This is a genomic window from Cellulomonas sp. P1_C4 (assembly GCF_056406355.1).
This window is the reverse complement of record NZ_JBFUAI010000016.1, coordinates 49,559-68,099: the sequence shown is the minus strand read 5'-3', so window position 1 is coordinate 68,099 and position 18,541 is coordinate 49,559. Positions and strand designations below refer to the sequence as shown.

14 protein-coding genes are annotated in these 18,541 nt (G+C 71.5%); 10 read left to right on the top strand and 4 right to left on the bottom strand.

Annotated features, from left to right (window positions below; translation table 11 throughout):
• Nucleotides 1-5 precede the first annotated feature (5 nt).
• Complete coding sequence (gene mfd / locus AC1DYZ_RS14050) at nucleotides 6-3,674, bottom strand: transcription-repair coupling factor (RefSeq protein WP_477065800.1); 3,669 nt, start codon at nucleotides 3,672-3,674, stop codon at nucleotides 6-8.
• 138 nt (nucleotides 3,675-3,812) lie between these two features.
• Between mfd and lhgO the strand changes: the two genes are divergently transcribed.
• The 7 genes from lhgO (at nucleotide 3,813) to wecC (ending at nucleotide 11,549) form a co-directional block, all read left to right on the top strand.
• A complete protein-coding gene (gene lhgO / locus AC1DYZ_RS14045) occupies nucleotides 3,813-5,003 on the top strand; it encodes an L-2-hydroxyglutarate oxidase (protein WP_477065799.1) in 1,191 nt (396 codons plus the stop codon).
• A 173-nt stretch (nucleotides 5,004-5,176) separates the two neighbouring features.
• Nucleotides 5,177-5,872: a hypothetical protein gene (locus AC1DYZ_RS14040; protein WP_477065798.1), complete on the top strand. Its 696-nt coding sequence runs from the start codon at nucleotides 5,177-5,179 to the stop codon at nucleotides 5,870-5,872.
• 6 nt (nucleotides 5,873-5,878) lie between these two features.
• Nucleotides 5,879-7,246: an MFS transporter gene (locus AC1DYZ_RS14035; protein WP_477065797.1), complete on the top strand. Its 1,368-nt coding sequence runs from the start codon at nucleotides 5,879-5,881 to the stop codon at nucleotides 7,244-7,246.
• Between the two features lie 5 nt (nucleotides 7,247-7,251).
• Nucleotides 7,252-8,265: a TolB-like translocation protein gene (locus AC1DYZ_RS14030; RefSeq protein WP_477065796.1), complete on the top strand. Its 1,014-nt coding sequence runs from the start codon at nucleotides 7,252-7,254 to the stop codon at nucleotides 8,263-8,265.
• Entirely contained in the window at nucleotides 8,262-9,503 is a 1,242-nt protein-coding gene (locus AC1DYZ_RS14025) for a hypothetical protein (RefSeq protein ID WP_477065795.1), read from the top strand. The genes AC1DYZ_RS14030 and AC1DYZ_RS14025 overlap by 4 nt, the downstream gene beginning before the upstream one ends.
• Nucleotides 9,500-10,300, top strand: a complete 801-nt coding sequence (locus AC1DYZ_RS14020; protein ID WP_477065794.1) for a WecB/TagA/CpsF family glycosyltransferase — start codon at nucleotides 9,500-9,502, stop codon at nucleotides 10,298-10,300. Before AC1DYZ_RS14025 ends, AC1DYZ_RS14020 begins: the two co-directional genes overlap by 4 nt.
• A complete protein-coding gene (gene wecC, locus AC1DYZ_RS14015) occupies nucleotides 10,293-11,549 on the top strand; it encodes a UDP-N-acetyl-D-mannosamine dehydrogenase (RefSeq protein WP_477065793.1) in 1,257 nt (418 codons plus the stop codon). The genes AC1DYZ_RS14020 and wecC overlap by 8 nt, the downstream gene beginning before the upstream one ends.
• Nucleotides 11,550-11,553: 4 nt before the next feature.
• On the opposite strand, the gene wecB is transcribed toward wecC, so the two are convergent.
• Nucleotides 11,554-12,705 carry a non-hydrolyzing UDP-N-acetylglucosamine 2-epimerase gene (gene wecB, locus AC1DYZ_RS14010; protein ID WP_477065792.1) on the bottom strand — a complete coding sequence of 384 codons (1,152 nt, stop codon included), beginning with the start codon at nucleotides 12,703-12,705 and terminating at the stop codon, nucleotides 11,554-11,556.
• Complete coding sequence (locus tag AC1DYZ_RS14005; RefSeq protein ID WP_477065791.1) at nucleotides 12,702-13,415, bottom strand: hypothetical protein; 714 nt, start codon at nucleotides 13,413-13,415, stop codon at nucleotides 12,702-12,704. Before AC1DYZ_RS14005 ends, wecB begins: the two co-directional genes overlap by 4 nt.
• Before the next feature lie 183 nt (nucleotides 13,416-13,598).
• On the opposite strand from AC1DYZ_RS14005, the gene AC1DYZ_RS14000 reads away from it, so the two are divergent.
• The 3 genes from AC1DYZ_RS14000 to AC1DYZ_RS13990 all read left to right on the top strand — a co-directional run bounded on the left by AC1DYZ_RS14000 (nucleotide 13,599) and on the right by AC1DYZ_RS13990 (nucleotide 17,264).
• Nucleotides 13,599-14,528 carry a hypothetical protein gene (locus AC1DYZ_RS14000; RefSeq protein ID WP_477065790.1) on the top strand — a complete coding sequence of 310 codons (930 nt, stop codon included), beginning with the start codon at nucleotides 13,599-13,601 and terminating at the stop codon, nucleotides 14,526-14,528.
• A gap of 1 nt (nucleotide 14,529) precedes the next feature.
• A complete protein-coding gene (locus tag AC1DYZ_RS13995) occupies nucleotides 14,530-15,885 on the top strand; it encodes an O-antigen ligase family protein (RefSeq protein ID WP_477065789.1) in 1,356 nt (451 codons plus the stop codon).
• Between the two features lie 590 nt (nucleotides 15,886-16,475).
• Nucleotides 16,476-17,264, top strand: coding sequence for a right-handed parallel beta-helix repeat-containing protein (locus tag AC1DYZ_RS13990; RefSeq protein ID WP_477065788.1), 789 nt, complete (start codon nucleotides 16,476-16,478; stop codon nucleotides 17,262-17,264).
• A gap of 19 nt (nucleotides 17,265-17,283) precedes the next feature.
• On the opposite strand, the gene AC1DYZ_RS13985 is transcribed toward AC1DYZ_RS13990, so the two are convergent.
• Nucleotides 17,284-18,501: a glycosyltransferase family 4 protein gene (locus AC1DYZ_RS13985; RefSeq protein ID WP_477065787.1), complete on the bottom strand. Its 1,218-nt coding sequence runs from the start codon at nucleotides 18,499-18,501 to the stop codon at nucleotides 17,284-17,286.
• Nucleotides 18,502-18,541: the final 40 nt, after the last annotated feature.

The window sequence follows — 18,541 nt, the reverse complement described above, 5'->3', positions numbered from 1 at the left end:
GGCCCTCACCTACGTGCGGTGCCCACGGTCGCCGCCACGCCGACGTCCCCGCGCACGACGGCGTCGATGAACTGCTTCGCCCAGAGCATCACCTCGCGGCCCTGCACCGGCTTGCCGCCGATGCGCGCCGTCATGGGCCACGGCACGAGCACCGTGCGGACGGCCGGCTTGAGCACCGAGCCCGGGTAGAGGCGCTTGAGCCGCAGCTGGGCCGACTCCGGCAGGTCGACCGGCGCGAACCGCACGAACTTGCCCTGCGCAGTGACGTCCGAGATCCCCGAGGCGCGCACGTGGAGCCGGAACTCGGCCACCTCGAACAGGTTGTCGACGGCGGCCGGGACCGGCCCGTACCGGTCGATGAGCTCCGCGCGGACGTCGCCGAGCGTCGCCGTGTCCAGAGCCGCCGCGATCTTCCGGTACGCCTCGAGCCGCAGGCGCTCGTGCGCGATGTAGTCGTGCGGGATGTGCGCATCGACCGGCAGCTCGATAGTGACGTCGGGGATCTCCTCCTCCACGTCTCCGCGGAAGTTGGCCACCGCCTCGCCGACCATCCGGATGTAGAGGTCGAAGCCGACGCCCTCGATGTGCCCCGACTGCTCGCCGCCCAGCAGGTTGCCGGCGCCGCGGATCTCGAGGTCCTTCATCGCGACCGCCATGCCCGCACCCAGGTCGGTGTTCGCCGCGATCGTCTGCAGCCGGTCGTGCGCCGTCTCGGTCAGCGGCTTCTCGGGCGGGTACAGGAAGTACGAGTACGCGCGCTCGCGCCCGCGGCCCACGCGCCCGCGCAGCTGGTGCAGCTGACTCAGACCGAGCAGGTCGGCCCGCTCGAGGATCAGGGTGTTGGCGTTGGAGATGTCCAGACCGGTCTCGACGATGGTCGTGCAGACCAGGACGTCGAACCGCTTCTCCCAGAAGTCGACGATGACCTGCTCGAGCTGGTGCTCGTTCATCTTCCCGTGGGCCACGGCGACGCGGGCCTCGGGCACCAGCTCCATCAGCCGGGACGCCGTCCGCTCGATCGAGTCGACCTTGTTGTGCACGTAGAACACCTGGCCCTCGCGCAGCAGCTCGCGCCGGATGGCGGCGCTGATCTGCTTCTCGTCGTACGCGCCGACGAACGTGAGCACCGGGTGCCGCTCCTCGGGCGGGGTGGCCAGCGTCGACATCTCGCGGATGCCCGTGACCGCCATCTCGAGCGTGCGCGGGATCGGCGTCGCGCTCATGGCCAGCACGTCGACGTTGGTGCGCAGCGCCTTGAGCGTCTCCTTGTGCTCAACGCCGAACCGCTGCTCCTCGTCGATCACCACGAGGCCGAGGTCCTTGAACCGCACCTCGCCGGTGATCAGGCGGTGGGTGCCGATGACGATGTCCACCGACCCGTCGGCCAGGCCCGCCACGACCTCCTTCGACTCCTTGGGCGACTGGAACCGGCTCAGCGCCTTCACCGTCACGGGGAACGCGCTGTAACGCTCGCTGAAGGTGTCGAGGTGCTGCTGCACCAGCAGCGTCGTCGGCACCAGCACGGCCACCTGCTTGCCGTCCTGCACCGCCTTGAACGCCGCGCGCACGGCGATCTCGGTCTTGCCGTAGCCGACGTCGCCGCAGACCAGCCGGTCCATCGGGATCGGCTTCTCCATGTCGGCCTTGACCTCGTCGATGGTCGCCGCCTGGTCGGGTGTCTCCACGTACGCGAACGCGTCCTCGAGCTCGCGCTGCCAGGGCGTGTCCGGGCCGAACGCGTGGCCCGCGGTCGCCATCCGCGCCGAGTACAGCCGGATGAGCTCGGCAGCGATCTCCTTGACCGCCTTCTTGGCGCGACCCTTGGTCTTCGCCCAGTCGCCGCCGCCCATCTTGGACAGGCTCGGCGCCTCGCCGCCCACGTACTTGGTCACCTGGTCCAGCTGGTCGCTGGGCACGAAGAGCCGGTCGCCCGGCTGGCCGCGCTTGCTGCTGGCGTACTCGATGACGAGGTACTCGCGCGTCGCCGCGTTGGCGCCCGTGCCGATGGTCCGCTGCACCAGCTCGACGAACCGCCCGACCCCGTGCTGCTCGTGCACCACGTAGTCGTGCGGCCGCAGCTGCAGGGGATCGACGACGTTGCGGCGCCGGCTGGGCATCTTGCGCATGTCACGCGTGCTCGTCCCCGCGCGGCCCGTCAGGTCCGACTCGGAGAACACGGCGAGGTGCAGCGGCTCGGCGACGAACCCGGGCCCGACAGGCGCGGGCACGACGAGCACGACGCCGCCCTCGGGCTCCTCGGTGATCGTGCCGACGAGGCGCGCGGGCACCTCGGCGGCCTTGAGCTGCTCGACCATGCGCTGCGCGGGACCGTGGCCCTCGGTGGCCAGCACCAGCCGCCAGCCGGCCTGCTGCAGCACCCGCACGTCGGCGACGGCGCGCGCGACCTCCCCGCGGTAGCGCTCGACGTCCCGCGCGCCGATCACGAGCGTCTGAGCCGTCGCCGCGAGGTCGTCGGCCATCGCGGCCAGGTGCGGCGCTTCGTTCCGGGCGGCGGTGTGCCCGGTGCCGGTCGACCCCTCGTAGAAGTCGTCGGGCTTCGCGGCCTCCGTGGCATCGACGTCCAGCGAGAACGGCGACAGCGTCCACCAGCCGAGCCCGCGCACGGCCGACAGCGCGCGGATCTCCGCGAACGACGCGAAGCTCGCCGCAGACAGGTCCAAGGGCGTCGCGGCACCGGCGGCCGCGGACGTCCACGCCGCCTCGAGGAACTCCTGTGTGGTGGCGACGAGGTCGTGCGCCCGCCGCCGGACCCGCTCCGGGTCGACCATCACCATCAGGCTGTCGTCCGGCACCAGGTCGAGGACGGGCACCATGCGCTCGACGAGGGCCGGCGCGAGCGACTCCATGCCCTCGACCGCGATGCCCTGCGCCAGCTTGTCGAGCATGTCCGTGGCACCAGGCAGCTGCGGGATCAGCTCGAGTGCCCGCGCGCGGACGGCGTCCGTCAGCAGGATCTCCCGGCAGGGTGGCGCCCAGACCCCGTGGTCCGCGACCTCGAGGCTGCGCTGGTCCGCGATGGAGAACCAGCGGATCTCCTCGACGTCCTCTCCCCACAGCTCGACGCGCAGCGGGTGGTCCTCCGTGGGCGGGAAGATGTCGATGATCCCGCCGCGGACGGCGAACTCCCCGCGCTTCTCCACCATGTCGACGCGCGTGTACGCGGCGGCGACCAGCCGCTCGGCGAGGTCCGCGAGGTCGACCCGGTCCCCGGTGCTGATCGACACCGGCACCAGCTCGCCCAGCCCGTCGACCACCGGCTGCAGAAGCGCCCGCACCGGCAGCACCAGCACCCGCACCGGGCCCGCGTGCCCCTCGGTCTCGGGGTGCGCGAGCCGCCGGAACACGGCCAGCCGGCGGGCCACGGTGTCGCTGCGGGGCGAGAGCCGCTCGTGCGGGAGCGTCTCCCACGATGGCAGCACCGCGACGTCGTCGTGCGGCAGGTAGCAGCGCACGGCGGCGGCCAGCTCGTCCGCGTCGCGGCCCGTGGCGGTGACGACGACGAGGGGACGGCCGCTGCTCAGCGCCGCGAGCAGCGGCGGTCGGACCCCCGCGGGGCCGACGAGGTCGAGCTCCCCGCGGGCGCGCACGGAGTCCACCGCCGCGGCGGCGGCCGGGTCGGCGAGCAGGGCGGGCAGGAGGCCGGTGAGGTCCATGGGGTCCCTTGGGTCGAGGGCATGCGCACAACACGACTGCCCCGGATCCATGGGACCCGGGGTGCATCGCCAGTCTACGAGCCGCCGCCGACACGCGACCGCTAGCCTGCGCGCAGGACTCGAAGCCCAGGAGGCGCGATGCAGGTCGTGGTGGTCGGTGCCGGGATCGTCGGTCTCGCGGTGGCGGCACGCCTGGCGGGCGACGGGCACCAGGTGACGGTGGTCGAGAAGGAGCGGGCCGTCGCCGTCCACCAGACGGGGCGCAACTCCGGGGTGATCCACTCCGGCCTCTACTACGCCCCCGGCAGCCTCAAGGCGACGATGGCGGTGGCCGGCGCGCGCAGCATGGAGCGGTACGCCCGCGAGCGCGGCGTGGCCGTCGAGATCACCGGCAAGCTCGTCGTGGCGACGAGGGACGACGAGGTGGCCGGGCTGCACAGGCTGGCCGAGCGGGCGGTCGCGAACGGGGTGCCGGCGCGCCTTGTCGGGACGTCGGGTGCCCGCGAGCGCGAGCCGCACGTCGCCTGCGTCGACGCCCTCTGGGTCGAGAGCACCGGGATCGTCGACTACACGGGCGTCTGTCGCGCTCTGGCCGCGGACGTCTCGGACGGGGGCGGGCAGGTGCTGCTCGGCACCCGGGTGATCTCTGCGACCGAGACGGCCGACGGCGTGCACCTGCAGCTCGAGCGAGACGGCGTCTCGACGGAGCTGCGCGCGGACGCCGTCGTGGCTTGCGCCGGGCTGCACGCCGACCGCGTCGCTCGGGCGTGCGGGGTGGACCCGAGCGCGCGGATCGTGCCCTTCCGCGGCGAGTACTACGAGCTGTCGGCCACCGCCGCCGAGCTGGTGAACGGCCTCGTCTACCCCGTGCCCGACCCCCGGTTCCCGTTTCTCGGCGTGCACCTGACCCGCATGATCGGCGGCGGGATCCATGCCGGCCCGAACGCCGTGCTGGCCCTCGCACGCGAGGGCTACACCTGGCGCAGCGTGAACGTACGCGACACGGCCGACGCGCTGACCTGGCCAGGGCTCTGGCGGATGGGCGCACGCAACGCGGTGCCGGGTGCTCGTGAGGTGGGTCGGTCGCTGTCCCGGCGGGCGTTCGCCCGCTCCTTGGCCGCCCTGGTCCCCGCGATCGTTCCCGACGACCTCGTGCCGTCCCCGGCCGGCGTGCGCGCCCAGGCGGTGGCCCGCGACGGGCGGCTCGTCGACGACTTCCTCCTGCAGCGCACGGCGCGTCAGGTGCACGTGCTCAACGCCCCGTCCCCGGCCGCCACGTGCGCGCTGGAGATCGCCGACCACGTGGTGGGACAGCTCCCGACGGGTTGACCCGCGGGTCTGGACCGAACGTGTGACGGTGCCGCGCGAGCGGGGGTGAAAACCTCCCCGATCGGCCGAGAACTGTATTCCCGTCGGTACCGTGAGCACGTTCAAGATGTCCGCTTTCTGGCACTTTGGTCGTCCGTCGACCCCTGCCGGAGCCCTCCCCCTCGAGGTCGTCGATGCTCACGCCGCACCGCTCTACCGCAGCCGCCCCGCGCGGCCGCGCGGTCGTGCTCGCAGCGGTGCTCGTGCTCGGCGCGACCGCGGGCTGCACGTCGCCCGGACCCGCCCCGGACGCGAGCCCGTCGGCGTCGGGGTCGGCGACCCGCCCGTCTCGGGCCGACGCGACGGACGCGCCGTCGAGCTCGTCGGCCGCGACCCCCAAGCCGACCGCCGCGGCGACCGGGTCCACGGACGGCGGCGCGGCGGGCGCCCTGGCCAGCGAGATCCTCCCCTCCCAGGCCCCCGGACCGGCCGGCCTGCCGGACGTCGCACCCCCGGCCGCCGGACCCTCCCTCACGGGACCGCTGCCCGCGACCGGCGCCCAGAACGGCTCGGTGGTGAAGGGCTTCCCCAAGGAGGTCGTCCCGATCGTCGACGGCCTGACCGTGGTGTCCAGCTCGGTGTCGGCGTCGGGCGACCGGCTGCAGGTCGGGCTCCAGGCGAGCAGCGACGCCGCACCGGCCGACGTCCAGGCCGCCTACGTCGCCGCCCTGGGTGGCGCCGGCTTCGCCGTCAGCGACTCGCCCTCGCTCCCCGGCACCACCGCCACCGCCTTCACGCGCGGCCCCGACGGGCTCGTCCTCACGACGAGCGACCGGATCGGCGGCGGCACGGAGCTCTCGATCGCCGGCACGCTGACGACGGCCGGGTGACGCGCGGTGTACCTGTCCCTGCGCGACCGTCCTGCCCGCGCCACCGAGGGCTCCCCGGAGGAGGCGCGCGCCGCACGGGCGGCGCGGCGCACCCGCGTCTCGTCGGTCGTCGTCACCCTCGGCATCGTCAGCATGCTCACCGACATCTCGTCGGAGTCCGTCGCCGCCGTCCTGCCGCTCTACCTGACCACCGCGCTGGGCCTCTCGACGCTCGCCTACGGCTTCGTCGACGGCCTCATGCAGGGTGCCAGCGCCCTCGTCCGGATCGCTGGCGGCTGGGCGGCGGACAAGGGCGACCACCCCAAGTGGGTGGCGGTCCTCGGGTACGGCCTGTCCGCCGTGACGCGCGGCGTGCTGCTCGTGGCGAGCAGCTTCGGCGCCGTCGTCGCCATCGTCGCCGTCGACCGCGTGGGCAAGGGCATCCGCACCGCCCCGCGCGACGCGATGATCACTGCGTCGTCCGACCCTCGGACCCTGGGCAAGTCGTTCGGCGTGCACCGGGCGCTCGACACCGTCGGTGCCGCCCTGGGCCCGCTCTTCGCCTTCCTGATCCTGTGGGCGATCCCCGACGGCTACCAGACCGTCTTCGTCGTCTCGTTCGGCTTCGCCGTCATCGGGCTCGCCGCGCTCGTCCTGCTCGTGCCCGACCTGCGCCCGCGCCGCGCCGCCTGGCTCACGCAGCACCGCACCCGCGAGGCTCGCAAGCTGCCCAAGTGCAAGGGCTGCACCTGCGACATCGCGGGCCTCGAACCGGCGGGCCGCCCGTTCAGCTGGCGCTTCCTCACCGAGCCCGGGCTGCGCCGACTCTTCGTCACCGCCGGCGTCCTCGCGCTGCTCACGGTGGGCGACGGATTCATCTACCTGTCCCTGCAGGCCCGGGACGGCTTCGCCACCCAGTGGTTCCCGCTGCTGTACGTGGGCACCAACATCGCCTACATGTCGCTCGCGCTTCCGATCGGCAAGCTGGCGGACAAGGTCGGCCGGGCGCGGGTCTTCGTCTGGGGCCACGGCGCCCTCGTCGCCGCCTACGTGTGCGCGGGCGTGGCCACCGCCTCGGCCGCCTCGACCATCGGCGCGCTGCTTCTGCTCGGCCTGTTCTACGCCGCCACGGACGGGGTGCTCGCCGCGCTCGCCGGCCGGCGGGCCGCCCCCAACGTCCGCGCCTCGGCCATCGGCACGGCCCAGACCGTGGTCGCCGTGGCCCGCATGGCGTCATCGGCCCTGTTCGGGCTGCTCTGGTACACCGTCGGCCGCGGCCCCGCGATCCTCTCGGTGGCCGTCCTGCTCGCGGCGGCCCTGCCCGTCGCATGGTTCGTCGTCCGAGGCCTGGACGCCCCGGAGCCCGCGCTCGTCGACGCCGGTGACGGGCAGTGAGACGAATGTCCTCGCGCGTCGCGCTCCTCGTCGCCATCACGGCCGTCGTCGTCCTCGGCATCGGGGGGTACGCCGTCGCCGCATGGCGCGGTCACCGGGCCGAGGTCGACTCCGCCCCGCCCGTTGCCTCGACGGAGCTCGACGCGGTGACGTCCGGCCCGCACATCGTGTTCCGCTCCACACTGCCCGGCAACGAGTACGGCCTCGTCGCTGCCGTCCCGCTCGACGACCCCGCCGGTCCCCGCGCCTTCACCGACGTCGCCTGCGACCGCGTCGACGTCTCCGGACCTCTCGCCTCGTGCCTGCGCACCATCGCCGGCATCGCCACCCGCTGGGAGGCCGAGCTGCTCGACTCCGACTGGCAGCCCACCGAGAACTGGGGCCTGCCGGGCATTCCGAGCCGGACCCGGCTGTCCGACGACGCCACGCTCGTCGCGACCACCTCGTTCGTCACCGGCCACTCCTACGCGACCGTCGGATTCTCCACGCTCACCGAGATCCACCGGTCCGACGGCACGTCGCTCGGGAACGTCGAGGACTTCGCCCTCACGGTCGACGGACAGCCGTTCTCCGCCGCCGACCGCAACATCTGGGGGGTTACTTTCGTGGACGACGACACGTTCTACGCCACCGCCGCGTCGCAGTCCGCCGGCCAGACGTGGCTGGTCCGCGGCTCGCTGAGTGACCGCACGCTCACCTCGGTCCACGACGACGCCGAGTGCCCGTCGATCTCCCCCGACGGCGCGGAGGTCGCCTACAAGAAGGTGGTCGACACCGTCGCCGGGCAGCCCGTGTGGGCGCTGGCCGTGCTCGACCTGGCCTCCGGCGACGAGACGCTCCTTCCCGCCACCAAGGGGCTCGACGACCAGGCGGCCTGGCTCGACGACGACACCCTGCTGTACGGGCTCCCCCGGGCCGATGTGCCCGGGACGACCGACGTGTGGGCGGTCGACACGTCGGCCGATGCCGTCCCCGCGGTGCTGATCCCCGGGGCATGGTCGCCGGCGGTGGTGCAGTGACCGAGACCTCGATCCCGACCGACATCCCCGACGGAGAGACCCGGATGACCCAGATCCAGCCGACGACGGCGCCGCGCACGCACGGCCTCGCTCCCGACGACGCTGCGGTGGTCGACGACCTCGTGGAGCTCGCCGTGGCCGGGCTCCCGGCGACGTACCGACCCACGACCGCCGAGTTCACGCAGACCGTCCGGCTCGTGCGGCGACCCGACGGCGTCGCACTGCAGCAGGAAGGGACGAACCTGCGGTACGCCGCGATCGTCGCCCTCGGCCTGGCTCGGATGCCGCTCGACGTCCAGCAGGGCGTGCTCGACGGCCGGACCGCGGACGCCCTCGGGGCGCTCGTCGCCGAACGAGCGGTCGGGGACCCGGACACCGGTGCGGTCGCGCTCGCGGCGTGGGTGAGCGCGGAGGTCCGCGGCGTCGTCGACTCCGCCCTGCTCGACGACCTCGCCGGCCGACTCGCGTCGGGCGCGGCCCTCCCGACCGTCGACACGTCGTGGGCGCTCACGGCGGCGGTCGCCGCGCTGGCGATCGACGCCTCGTCGCCGGCCGCGGCGACGGTCCGCAGCCTGGCCCGGGAGAGGCTCCTGGCGGCGCAGGGGCCGCAGGGTCTGTTCCCGCACGCGCTGCCCGCGGACTCGCTCGGGCGCTGGCGTAGCCACGTCGGCTGCTTCGCGGACCAGGTGTACCCGATCCAGGCGCTCGCCCGCCTCGCGGCGTCGAACGCCGACGAGACGGCCCTCGCGGCCGCCGAGCGGTGCGCCGCGCGGATAGTCCAGCTCCAGGGGCCGCAGGGCCAGTGGTGGTGGCACTACGACTGGCGGGACGGCACGGTGGTCGAGGGTTTCCCGGTCTACTCCGTGCACCAGCACGCGATGGGTCCCATGGCGCTCTTCGATCTCTCCGAGGCCGGCGGCACCGACCACGCCGAGGCCGTCGCACGCGGGCTGCGCTGGCTCGACACGCACCCCGAGGTCCTCGAGGAGCTCGTCTCGACCAAGCACCACCTCGTGTGGCGCAAGGTGGGCCGGCGCGAGCCTCCGAAGGCCGCGCGGTCCCTGTCGGCGGCGACCACCTCGGTCTCCCGGGGACTCAAGGTTCCCGGCCTCGACACCGTCCTCCCCCCGGTGCGGGTGGACCACGAGTGCCGCCCGTACGAGCTCGGCTGGCTGCTCTACGCCTGGCGCGCCGCTGGCGTCGTCGAGGCGCTCGCTCCGACGCAGGAGGAGACATGACGACGACGACCGCGGCACCCGTCCGGCAGCGCCTGTTCGGCCTACAGCTCGACGCGCTGACCATGGGGCAGGTGCTCGACCGCTGCGACACCGCCCTCACCACCCGTACTCGGCTGCTGGTCGGTGTGGTGAACGCGGCCAAGGTGGTGAACCTGCACAAGGACCCGCTGCTGCGCGACTCCCTGCTCGAGGCGGACGTGCTGCTGGCCGACGGTCAGTCCGTCGTGTGGGCCAGCCGCCTCCTGCGGCACCCGCTGCCCGAACGCGTCGCGGGCATCGACCTGTTCGAGGAGCTCCTCGCGCGCGCCGACCGCACGGGCGGCTCGATCTACCTGCTGGGCGCCAGGCCCGAGGTGCTCGCCGCACTTGTCGAGCGGATCGGGCAGCGGTTCTCCGGGCTGCGGGTGGCCGGAAGCCGCGACGGGTACTTCACCGCCGAGCAGGCGAGCGAGGTCGCCGACGACATCGCGGCGAGCGGCGCCGACATGCTCTTCCTGGGCATGGTCTCGCCCAAGAAAGAGATGTTCCTGGCCGCCCACGGCGACCGCCTCGGCGTTCCGGTGCTGCACGGCGTGGGCGGCTCGTTCGACGTGCTGGCCGGCGTGACCCGACGCGCTCCCCGCGCGTGGCAGCGGCTGGGCCTCGAGTGGGCGTACCGGCTCGTCCAAGAACCTCGGCGCCTCTGGCGGCGGTACTTCACGACGAACACCGTCTTCATCTGGATGACCTTGCGCGAACTCGTCCGCCCCACGCCGGCCTACCGGCGTGCCACTCACTCCGGAGGACCCCATGGATGACCTTTTCACCGGCCGCGTCGCGGTCGTCGGTCTCGGCTACATCGGCCTACCGACAGCCGTCGCCCTGGCCACCCGCGGCATCGAGGTCGTCGGCGTCGATGTCAACGAGGACACCGTCAAGGCGGTGGCCAATGGCGAGGTGCCGTTCGTCGAGCCGGACCTCGCCGTGGGCGTGAGCGGCGCGGTCGGCATCGGCCGCCTCACGGCCACCACGACCATGCCCGAGGCCGACGCGTTCATCATCGCGGTGCCGACGCCCTTCCTCGACGACCGCACGGCCGACCTCGCCTTCGTCCACGCGGCGACAGTCTCGGTCGCCGCGGAGCTGCGCGGCGGCGAGCTGGTCGTCCTCGAGTCGACGTCACCTCCCGGGACGACCGAGCAGGTCAGCCGGTGGATCGCCGAGCTGCGCCCCGACCTCCGCCTGCCGCACGCCACCGACGGGGTGCCCGACGTCTTCGTCGCGCACTGCCCCGAACGCGTCCTGCCGGGCCGCATCATGATCGAGATGATCACCAACGACCGTGTGGTCGGCGGCATCACCCGGCGGTGCGCAGCCAAGGCGGCCTCCCTGTACCGAGTTTTCGCGCAGGGCAAGATCCTCGAGACCGACGCCGCCTCGGCAGAGATGGCCAAGCTGGTCGAGAACGCCTACCGCGACGTCAACATCGCGTTCGCCAACGAGCTGTCGCTGATCAGCGAGCACCTCAAGCTCGACGTGTGGGAGGTCATCCGGCTGGCCAACCACCACCCGCGCGTCAACATCCTGTCGCCCGGACCGGGCGTCGGAGGCCACTGCATCGCCGTCGACCCGTGGTTCATCGTCGGTGCCGCCCCCGGCCTCGCCCGGCTGATCCGCACCGCGCGCGAGGTCAACGACTCCAAGCCTCAGCACGTCGCGGAGCAGGTCGTCGCGAAGACCTCCCGGTTCCGCAACCCGACCGTCGTCTGCCTCGGCCTTACGTTCAAAGCCAACGTCGATGACATGCGCGAGAGCCCCGCGGTCGACGTCGTCGCCGCGATCGCCGACGCCCTGCCCGACCTCGACCTGCGCGTCGCCGAGCCGTACACCGACGACCTGCCGCGCGCCCTGCACGGCCGGCCGAACATCCGCCTGCAGTCGGCCAACGACGCCCTGGACGACGCCGACATCGTGGTGCTGCTGGTGGACCACGACCAGTTCCGCTCGATCAGTCGCTCGCGGCTGGAGGGCAAGGTCGTCTACGACACCCGCGGCGTCTGGCGCTGAGCGGTCAGGCCGCGCCCGGAACGAAGTCGTCCGGGCGCGGCCCCAGCCCGAACAAGTGCTCGATCGCCCCGACGACCCGCGCCGCAGCACGACCGTCGCCGTACGGGTTCACGGCATGCGCCATCGCGTCGTACGCGTCCTGGTCGGTGAGCAGGCGGGTGACCTCGTCGACGATGACCTCCTCGTCGGTGCCCACCAGTTTCACCGTCCCGGCCTCGACTGCCTCCGGTCGCTCCGTCGTCTCGCGCAGGACCAGGACCGGCTTGCCGAGGCTCGGTGCCTCCTCCTGGACCCCGCCGCTGTCGGTGACGACGAGCGTCGATGCCGCCATCACGCGGGCCATGTCGGCGTAGTCGAGCGGCTCGGTGACCCGAACGTTGTCCAGCCCGACCAGCGGCGGCAGCAGCACCTCGCGCACCCCAGGGTTCAGGTGAGCCGGCAGGACGAACACGGTGTCGGGGAACGCCTTGGCCACCCGGGCGAGCGCCCGGCCTGTCCGCGCCATCGGCTCGCCCCATGACTCGCGCCGGTGGCTGGTCACCAGGACCACCCGCTCGGCGTCCTCGATACCGGCCAGCGCCGGATCGGTCAGTGGGAGGTCCCGCTGGACCACGTCGAGCAGCGCGTCGATGACCGTGTTGCCGGTCACGACGACGTCGGCGGGGTCGATGTTCTCCGCCAGCAGGTTCGCCCGGGACGTCGGCGTCGGCGCGAGGTGGAGCGTCGTCAGGCTGGACGTGAGCCGGCGGTTGATCTCTTCCGGGAACGGGTTGTACCGGTCCCCCGTCCGCAGGCCGGCCTCCACGTGGGCCACCGGCACCTTGGCGTAGAACGAGGCGAGCGCGGCGGCGAACACGGTCGTGGTGTCGCCCTGGACCACCACGAGGTCGGGGCGCTCGTCCGCCAGCACGCCTGCGAGGCCCTCCAGCGAGCGCGTCGTGATGCCGGTCAGGTCGGGGCGGTCCTTGAGCAGGTCGAGGTCGTGCGCCGGCGTGATGTCGAACAGCCGGTTGACCTGGTCGAGCATGTGCCGGTGCTGGCCGGTGACCACGACGACCGGCTCGACCGTGCCAGACGCCTCCAGGGCCTTGACCACCGGTGCGAGCTTGATCGCCTCAGGGCGCGTGCCGTAGACGATTAGGACCTTGGGGGTCATGTGGCGCTCCCGGCCGACAAGCTCTCAGGTGCCCGGTCGACGGCGTCGTGGGCAGGACGTACATGCGACCGACGACCCGTCGATCGCATGGCGATGCGATCGACGCCCACGACCGCCGCCAGGGTGAGCAGGAAGCCCAGCAGCAGGATCGCCATCATGGCCCGCTTCGCCTGTGTAGAGATGAAGTAGACGACGGGCGACGTCGGAGCGTACTGCGTCGTGATCCGATTGAACTCGTCTGCACCGCCGCTGACCTGCAGCTCGTCGAGCGTGCTCTGAATCTGCTCGAGCAGGACGTTCAGCTCGGCGTGCACTGCTTCGCGCGACGGTCCGACGACCTGGACGTCGAGAACCGGGCGCGTGTAGTTGTCCGCCCACTGCCCGCCCGCGTTCGGGAGACGGACGGAATGCCCATCGCGGATGCCCTCGCCGACGAGGCTGACGCTGGACGACGACAAGGCACTCGACTTCTTTCCGTCGTTGACCCGCAGGGCGACGACGCCGGCTGTCGAGATGAGGCTCTGCGAGGTGACCTCGAGCGAGTTGGGGTTGCGAGCGCTCTGCGGGACGAGGAACACGACGTCCACCTGTGTCCAGAAGACGCCCTGAGCACGCTGTGCACCGACGCAGGCGAGCGCGACGACGAGAAGTCCCGCGACGGCGACGTACCACCGTCGCCGGATCGCTCCTAAGACGTCGGTCGCAGTCATCGGTCCCCCCTCACTCGCCCATCCTCCCAACGGGCCTCCCGATCTCATCCGCCGAAAGGGTCAATCGGGCGGATGAAATGTGACGAGTTGGGAGAGAAGCAACGCTTGTCGCGAATGCCCGACTTATGCTTCGAGAACGAGGATCGACCCACTCTGACCACCTACACGAGCAGGGGCCACACGATGCAGCTCAAGGATCTCAGCGGAACTCTCGTTCGTCGCTGGTACCTGACGCTCGCCGGCCTGCTCGCCGTCGGCGGGGTGTGCGTCGGCGTGTTCGAACTGATCCCGCCGACGTTCGAGACCGAGGCCAATGTCGTCCTCCTACCACCTGAGTCCAGCGTCGGTGAAGGCGGGAACCCGTACCTCTACCTTGGCGGTCTTGACCAGGCGGCCGATGTCCTCACCCGCGCACTGACCTCCGACGCCAGCCGCACGCAGGTGATGACCACGCTCGGGCACGCCGACTACGACGTGCTGCCCGACTGGGCCACCAGCGGTCCGATCCTCATCATCACCGGCCGCGGCGACTCCGCCGCACAGGCCGACGAGGTGCGGCAGGCCGTCCTCGAGAGCGTGCCGTCCACCCTGGTCGTCCTGCAGAAGGCGCTCAACGTCCCCGACGGCTCCCAGATCACATCGATGGTGCTGACGTCCGACGACAAGCCGACACCCGTGGTGAAGGCACGAATGCGCGCCGTCGCAGCGGCCGGGGCGGCGTCACTCGTCGCCGTCGTGATGCTCATCGGCCTGCTGGACGGCATGCTCAAGACCCGAACACTCCGTCGCTCGCGGCGACTGGCCGACTCGAACGCCTCCGCCGCCGCCATGTCGAGTACGGCCAGCGCCCAGTCCGACCCAACGCCGGCGGGGGCGGGAGCTCCCGAGCCGTCACGTCGATCCGTTCGTGACGACGCTGCGAGAGATCTCACGTCCGAGGGGAGCGAGGAGAGCGAGCCAAGTGCCGCGCTCGAGGCGTCGGGGGTGGCGGAGGACGCCGCGGAGTCGCCTGAGACCGAGCCCGCATTGGGATCGTCGATCGCGGAACTGAACGCTCTCCTCCAGCTGCCATCGCGCTACCCGGACCGGCCGACACACAATGACAACTGGTGAGGTGACCGCGGGCGGGCTTCCCGCGGTCGGCGACCTGACGGACGGCAAGCGCGCCGAGGGCGGCATCGACACCGTCACGATCCTCACCGTCTACATCGTCCTGCTCTATGCCCTGCCGTCGAAGCTCGTCTTCGCCCCGCTCGGGGGCGCGGGCACGCCCGCACTGCTCGTCGGCCTCGGCTGCGCCCTCTTGTGGACCTGGCACCACGTCCACCGGTCGACGCCCACCGGCGCAGGTCGTCAGCCGGTCCGGCTCGCCGCCGGAGTGTTCTTCCTTTGCGTGCTGACCAGCTACGTCGTCGCGATGATGCGCCCGATCCTCGCCGAGGAGAGCAGCACCGCGGACCTCGGCCTGGTGGCGGTCCTCGGGTGGACGGGCGTCCTCCTCATTGCGACCGACGGCATCTCGACGATAGAGCGCCTGACCACCCTGACCCGGCGCCTGGCCCTCGCCGGTGGTGCTGTCGCGACGCTGGGGATCGCACAGTTCGCCACCGGCCAGGCATTCGTGAACTACATCGACATCCCCGGCCTCACCGCGAACCAGGCCTTGACCGGCGCGGTCGCCCGCGACGGCTTCACCCGCCCGGCCGGAACCGCCAGCCACCCGATCGAGTACGGCGCGGTCCTCACGATGCTGCTGCCGATCGCCCTCAACAGCGCGATGACGAAGGATGGGCGAAGCGCCTTGCGTCGTTGGTACCCACCCCTCGTCCTCGGGCTCGCGATCCTGCTGTCGATCTCGCGCTCCGCGATTGTGGGCGCGGCGGTCGGGCTCCTCGTCCTCATTCCTACCTGGTCGCGCTCCGCCCGCGCCTGCGTTGCCGGTGTGGTCGCCGCAATGCTCCTGTTCGTGTTCGTGGCGGTGCCCGGGATGATCGGGACCATCACCGGCCTCTTCACCGGCATCGGCGGTGACTCGTCCGCCCAGTCGCGAACGGGGAGCTATGCCGTCGCTCTCGAGTTCATCGGCAAGGAACCCTTCTTCGGACGCGGCTTCTCGACGTTTCTCCCGCGCTACCGGATCCTCGACAATCAGTACCTCCTCCTGGCTATCGAGGTGGGTCTCGTCGGCCTCGCCGCGGCGCTCCTGCTCATCGCCACCGGGTTCTTCGCGGCCCGCGCCGCCCGCCGCGCGTCCATGTCGTCCGACGTTCGGCAGCTCTGTCAGGCGCTCGCCGCATCGATCGCGGCCGGGGGCGTCTCATTCGCCCTGTTTGATGCATTTTCGTTCTCGAGCGTGCCCGGCACGCTCTTCCTGATCCTCGGCATCGCGGGCGCAACATGGCGCCTCGTCCGGGTATCACCAAGCCTGTCGCCCGCGGCACTTGACGGCGGGAGTGCGCGAATCGGGTGATACGGTCGGGGCGGTTTGGGGCTGGATCGTGATTTTTCCGCCTCAAGGGGGCACCGCAACGCCTTGTCACCGACACTGAGGAGCACACCGACATGCGTCACGTGAAGTCGCGACGACGCGCGATCGTGAATGCGTCCCGCGTTCGACGAACCCTTCTGGCAGCCACGTGCGCCGTCCTCCTGCTCGCGACATCAGCGAGTGCCTCGTCGTGGCGGGGCCACGACCGCGGCGAACGGGGCGACCGCGGATACCACCAGGGCTGGTGGCCCTGGTCGGGGCACTGGCACAACCACGGCGGGAGTTCCAACGGCTCGGCAACGCCCTCGCCGTCACCGACCGACTCCGGCACCACGAGCCCGGACCCGACGACGGAGCCGACTCCGACCCCAAGCGACAGCGCCACACCCACGGCCACCCCGACTCCGACGGCAACGGCGACGCCCGAGCCGACGGCCTCGGCGACGCCTACGCCGACTGCTTCCGCCACTCCGAAGCCGACGGCGACGCCCACCGCACCGCCGACGACGCCGCCGCCGACGACGCCGCCGCCGGTGACGCCACCCGGGTCGAGGCCCACAGGATGCGCCTCGGTGCCGAGCGCCTGTGGCTATCCGGACGCCACCAACACTGGGGTGCCCAAGGGCGTCACCTTGCGCGCGTCCGGGTCAGTCACCGCGTCCACTCCCGGGCAGGTCATCGATGGGCTCGACATCACGGGTGAGATCAACGTGACCGCACCCAATGTCACCATCAAGAACACGAAGGTGACCGGCGGACGCGGCGCCGGCGCAGCCGACTGGGTCATCATCCTTCGACCGGGTGCCACCGGCCTCACTGTCGTCGACTCGGAGTTCACGACACCCGCCGGCAGCGCACAGGACATCGCCTGCATCTTCAACATCGGCGACGGCGCACCCACGATCACCCGAGTGAACATCCACGGATGCAGCGCAGGCATCTCATCGGGGGGCGGGACGGTCACCGACTCCTACATCCACGACATGGCCCAGGTTCCCGGGTTGTCGCACGATGTCGGTATCGCCTCCAACGGCGGCGGCGGGATGACGATCCGGCACAACACGATCTTCAACCAGCTGTCCCAGACCGCGACCATCGCGTTCTACCAGGACTTCGCGCCGGTGCAGAAGAACAACCTCGTCCAGGACAACCTGATCGCTGGCGGGGGCTACTGCCTCTATGGCGGCGACGGGAAGTTCGGCGCAACGTCGAACATCCGCTTTGTGGACAACCGGCTGAGCAAGAAGTTCTTCTCCGGGTGCGGCAGCTACGGCATCATCGCGTCGTTCACCGAGTCCAACTCTGGCAATGCGTTCACCGGCAACTACTGGGACGAGAACCTCGCCCCGGTGAACAACTGACCACAGGCTCGCGGGCGGATCAGCGCGGCTCGTTCGCCTGACCGCCCGCGAGCTCGTCGTAGAGGGCACCGATCCAGTCGATCTTGCTCTCCCAGAGCCCGATGGTGGCCGCTCGTTCGCGGGCGGCACGCCCCAGCTGGGCTCGACGGTCGGGCTGGGTGACAAGCTCACGCACGGCCTCAGCGATGTCCTCCGCGTATTGCTCCGGGGTGACCGGCGTGACTCGCACGCCGCAGGTGTCGTCGACGACGTTGGCGGGGCCGCCGCGATCACTGACGACCAGGGGCAGGCCGTAGCCCATGGCCTCGAAGGCGACGTTCCCGCCGGGCTCCCGGTAGCTCGGGAACACGAACACGTCCGCTCGACGGTACGACTCGGCGACGGCGTCGCGGCCGGCCATGCCGTGGAAATGCACGCGGTCGTCTACACCGAGTTCCGCGGCGAGACGCTCGCATGCCTCACGGTCGAAGCCGTCCCCGACCACATCGAGCCGGACCGACAGGTCATGCAGGTGTGCCATGGCACGGACAGCGTCCCTGGCGCCCTTGGTTCGTACGAGCCGGCCCACGAAGACGAGGCGCACGGGCGCATCACGATCCGAACGGTCCACCGGCTCCGGAAGCACCTCGAGCGCGGTCTCCGGCAGGTACTCCATCCGTCGGATGGACAGGCCGCGGAGTGCGTCGCCGACGTAGGGGGCGATGCCGAGCACGCAGTCCGCATCCTCGTAGGTCCGTCGCAGCGTCCGGTCGTGGCGTAACCGCCAACCGTCGAGGCGACGCAGTCCGACATACCAGGGCGCGGTGTCGTCCCCCTCGAAACTTGGGGGCGAGTCCAGGCTGCCGCCGACCGGCCCCACGACGAGCGGAATGCCGAGACCAGCTGCCGGCGACGGGTAGCGCATGGCGACCGGGACTACCTGGTGCGCGACGTCGAATTCGGCGCCTCGACGCTGCGCGTCCTTGATCCAGCGGCGGGCGCGGCGGTAGAACGCCACGTAGCCCGGCTTCAGCAGGCTGTTCAGGCGCTCCGCACGACCGACGAGCGGCGGTTCCACCCACTCCACTACTCGAGCGCCCGGAAGCTGGGACGCGATCGACGGCTTCCCCCGCTTGCGGTAGGTCAGGACCGTCAGCTGATGACGCTCGGCCAGTCGGCTCGCCCACTGGTAGGCGACCCATGCCTCGCCGACGTCCGCTTGGTCGATAGTCGGGGCGATGAGCAGGACATTCAACACCTCGCTACCTCCCTGAGCGGAACGTTGTCGGGCCGGGCTG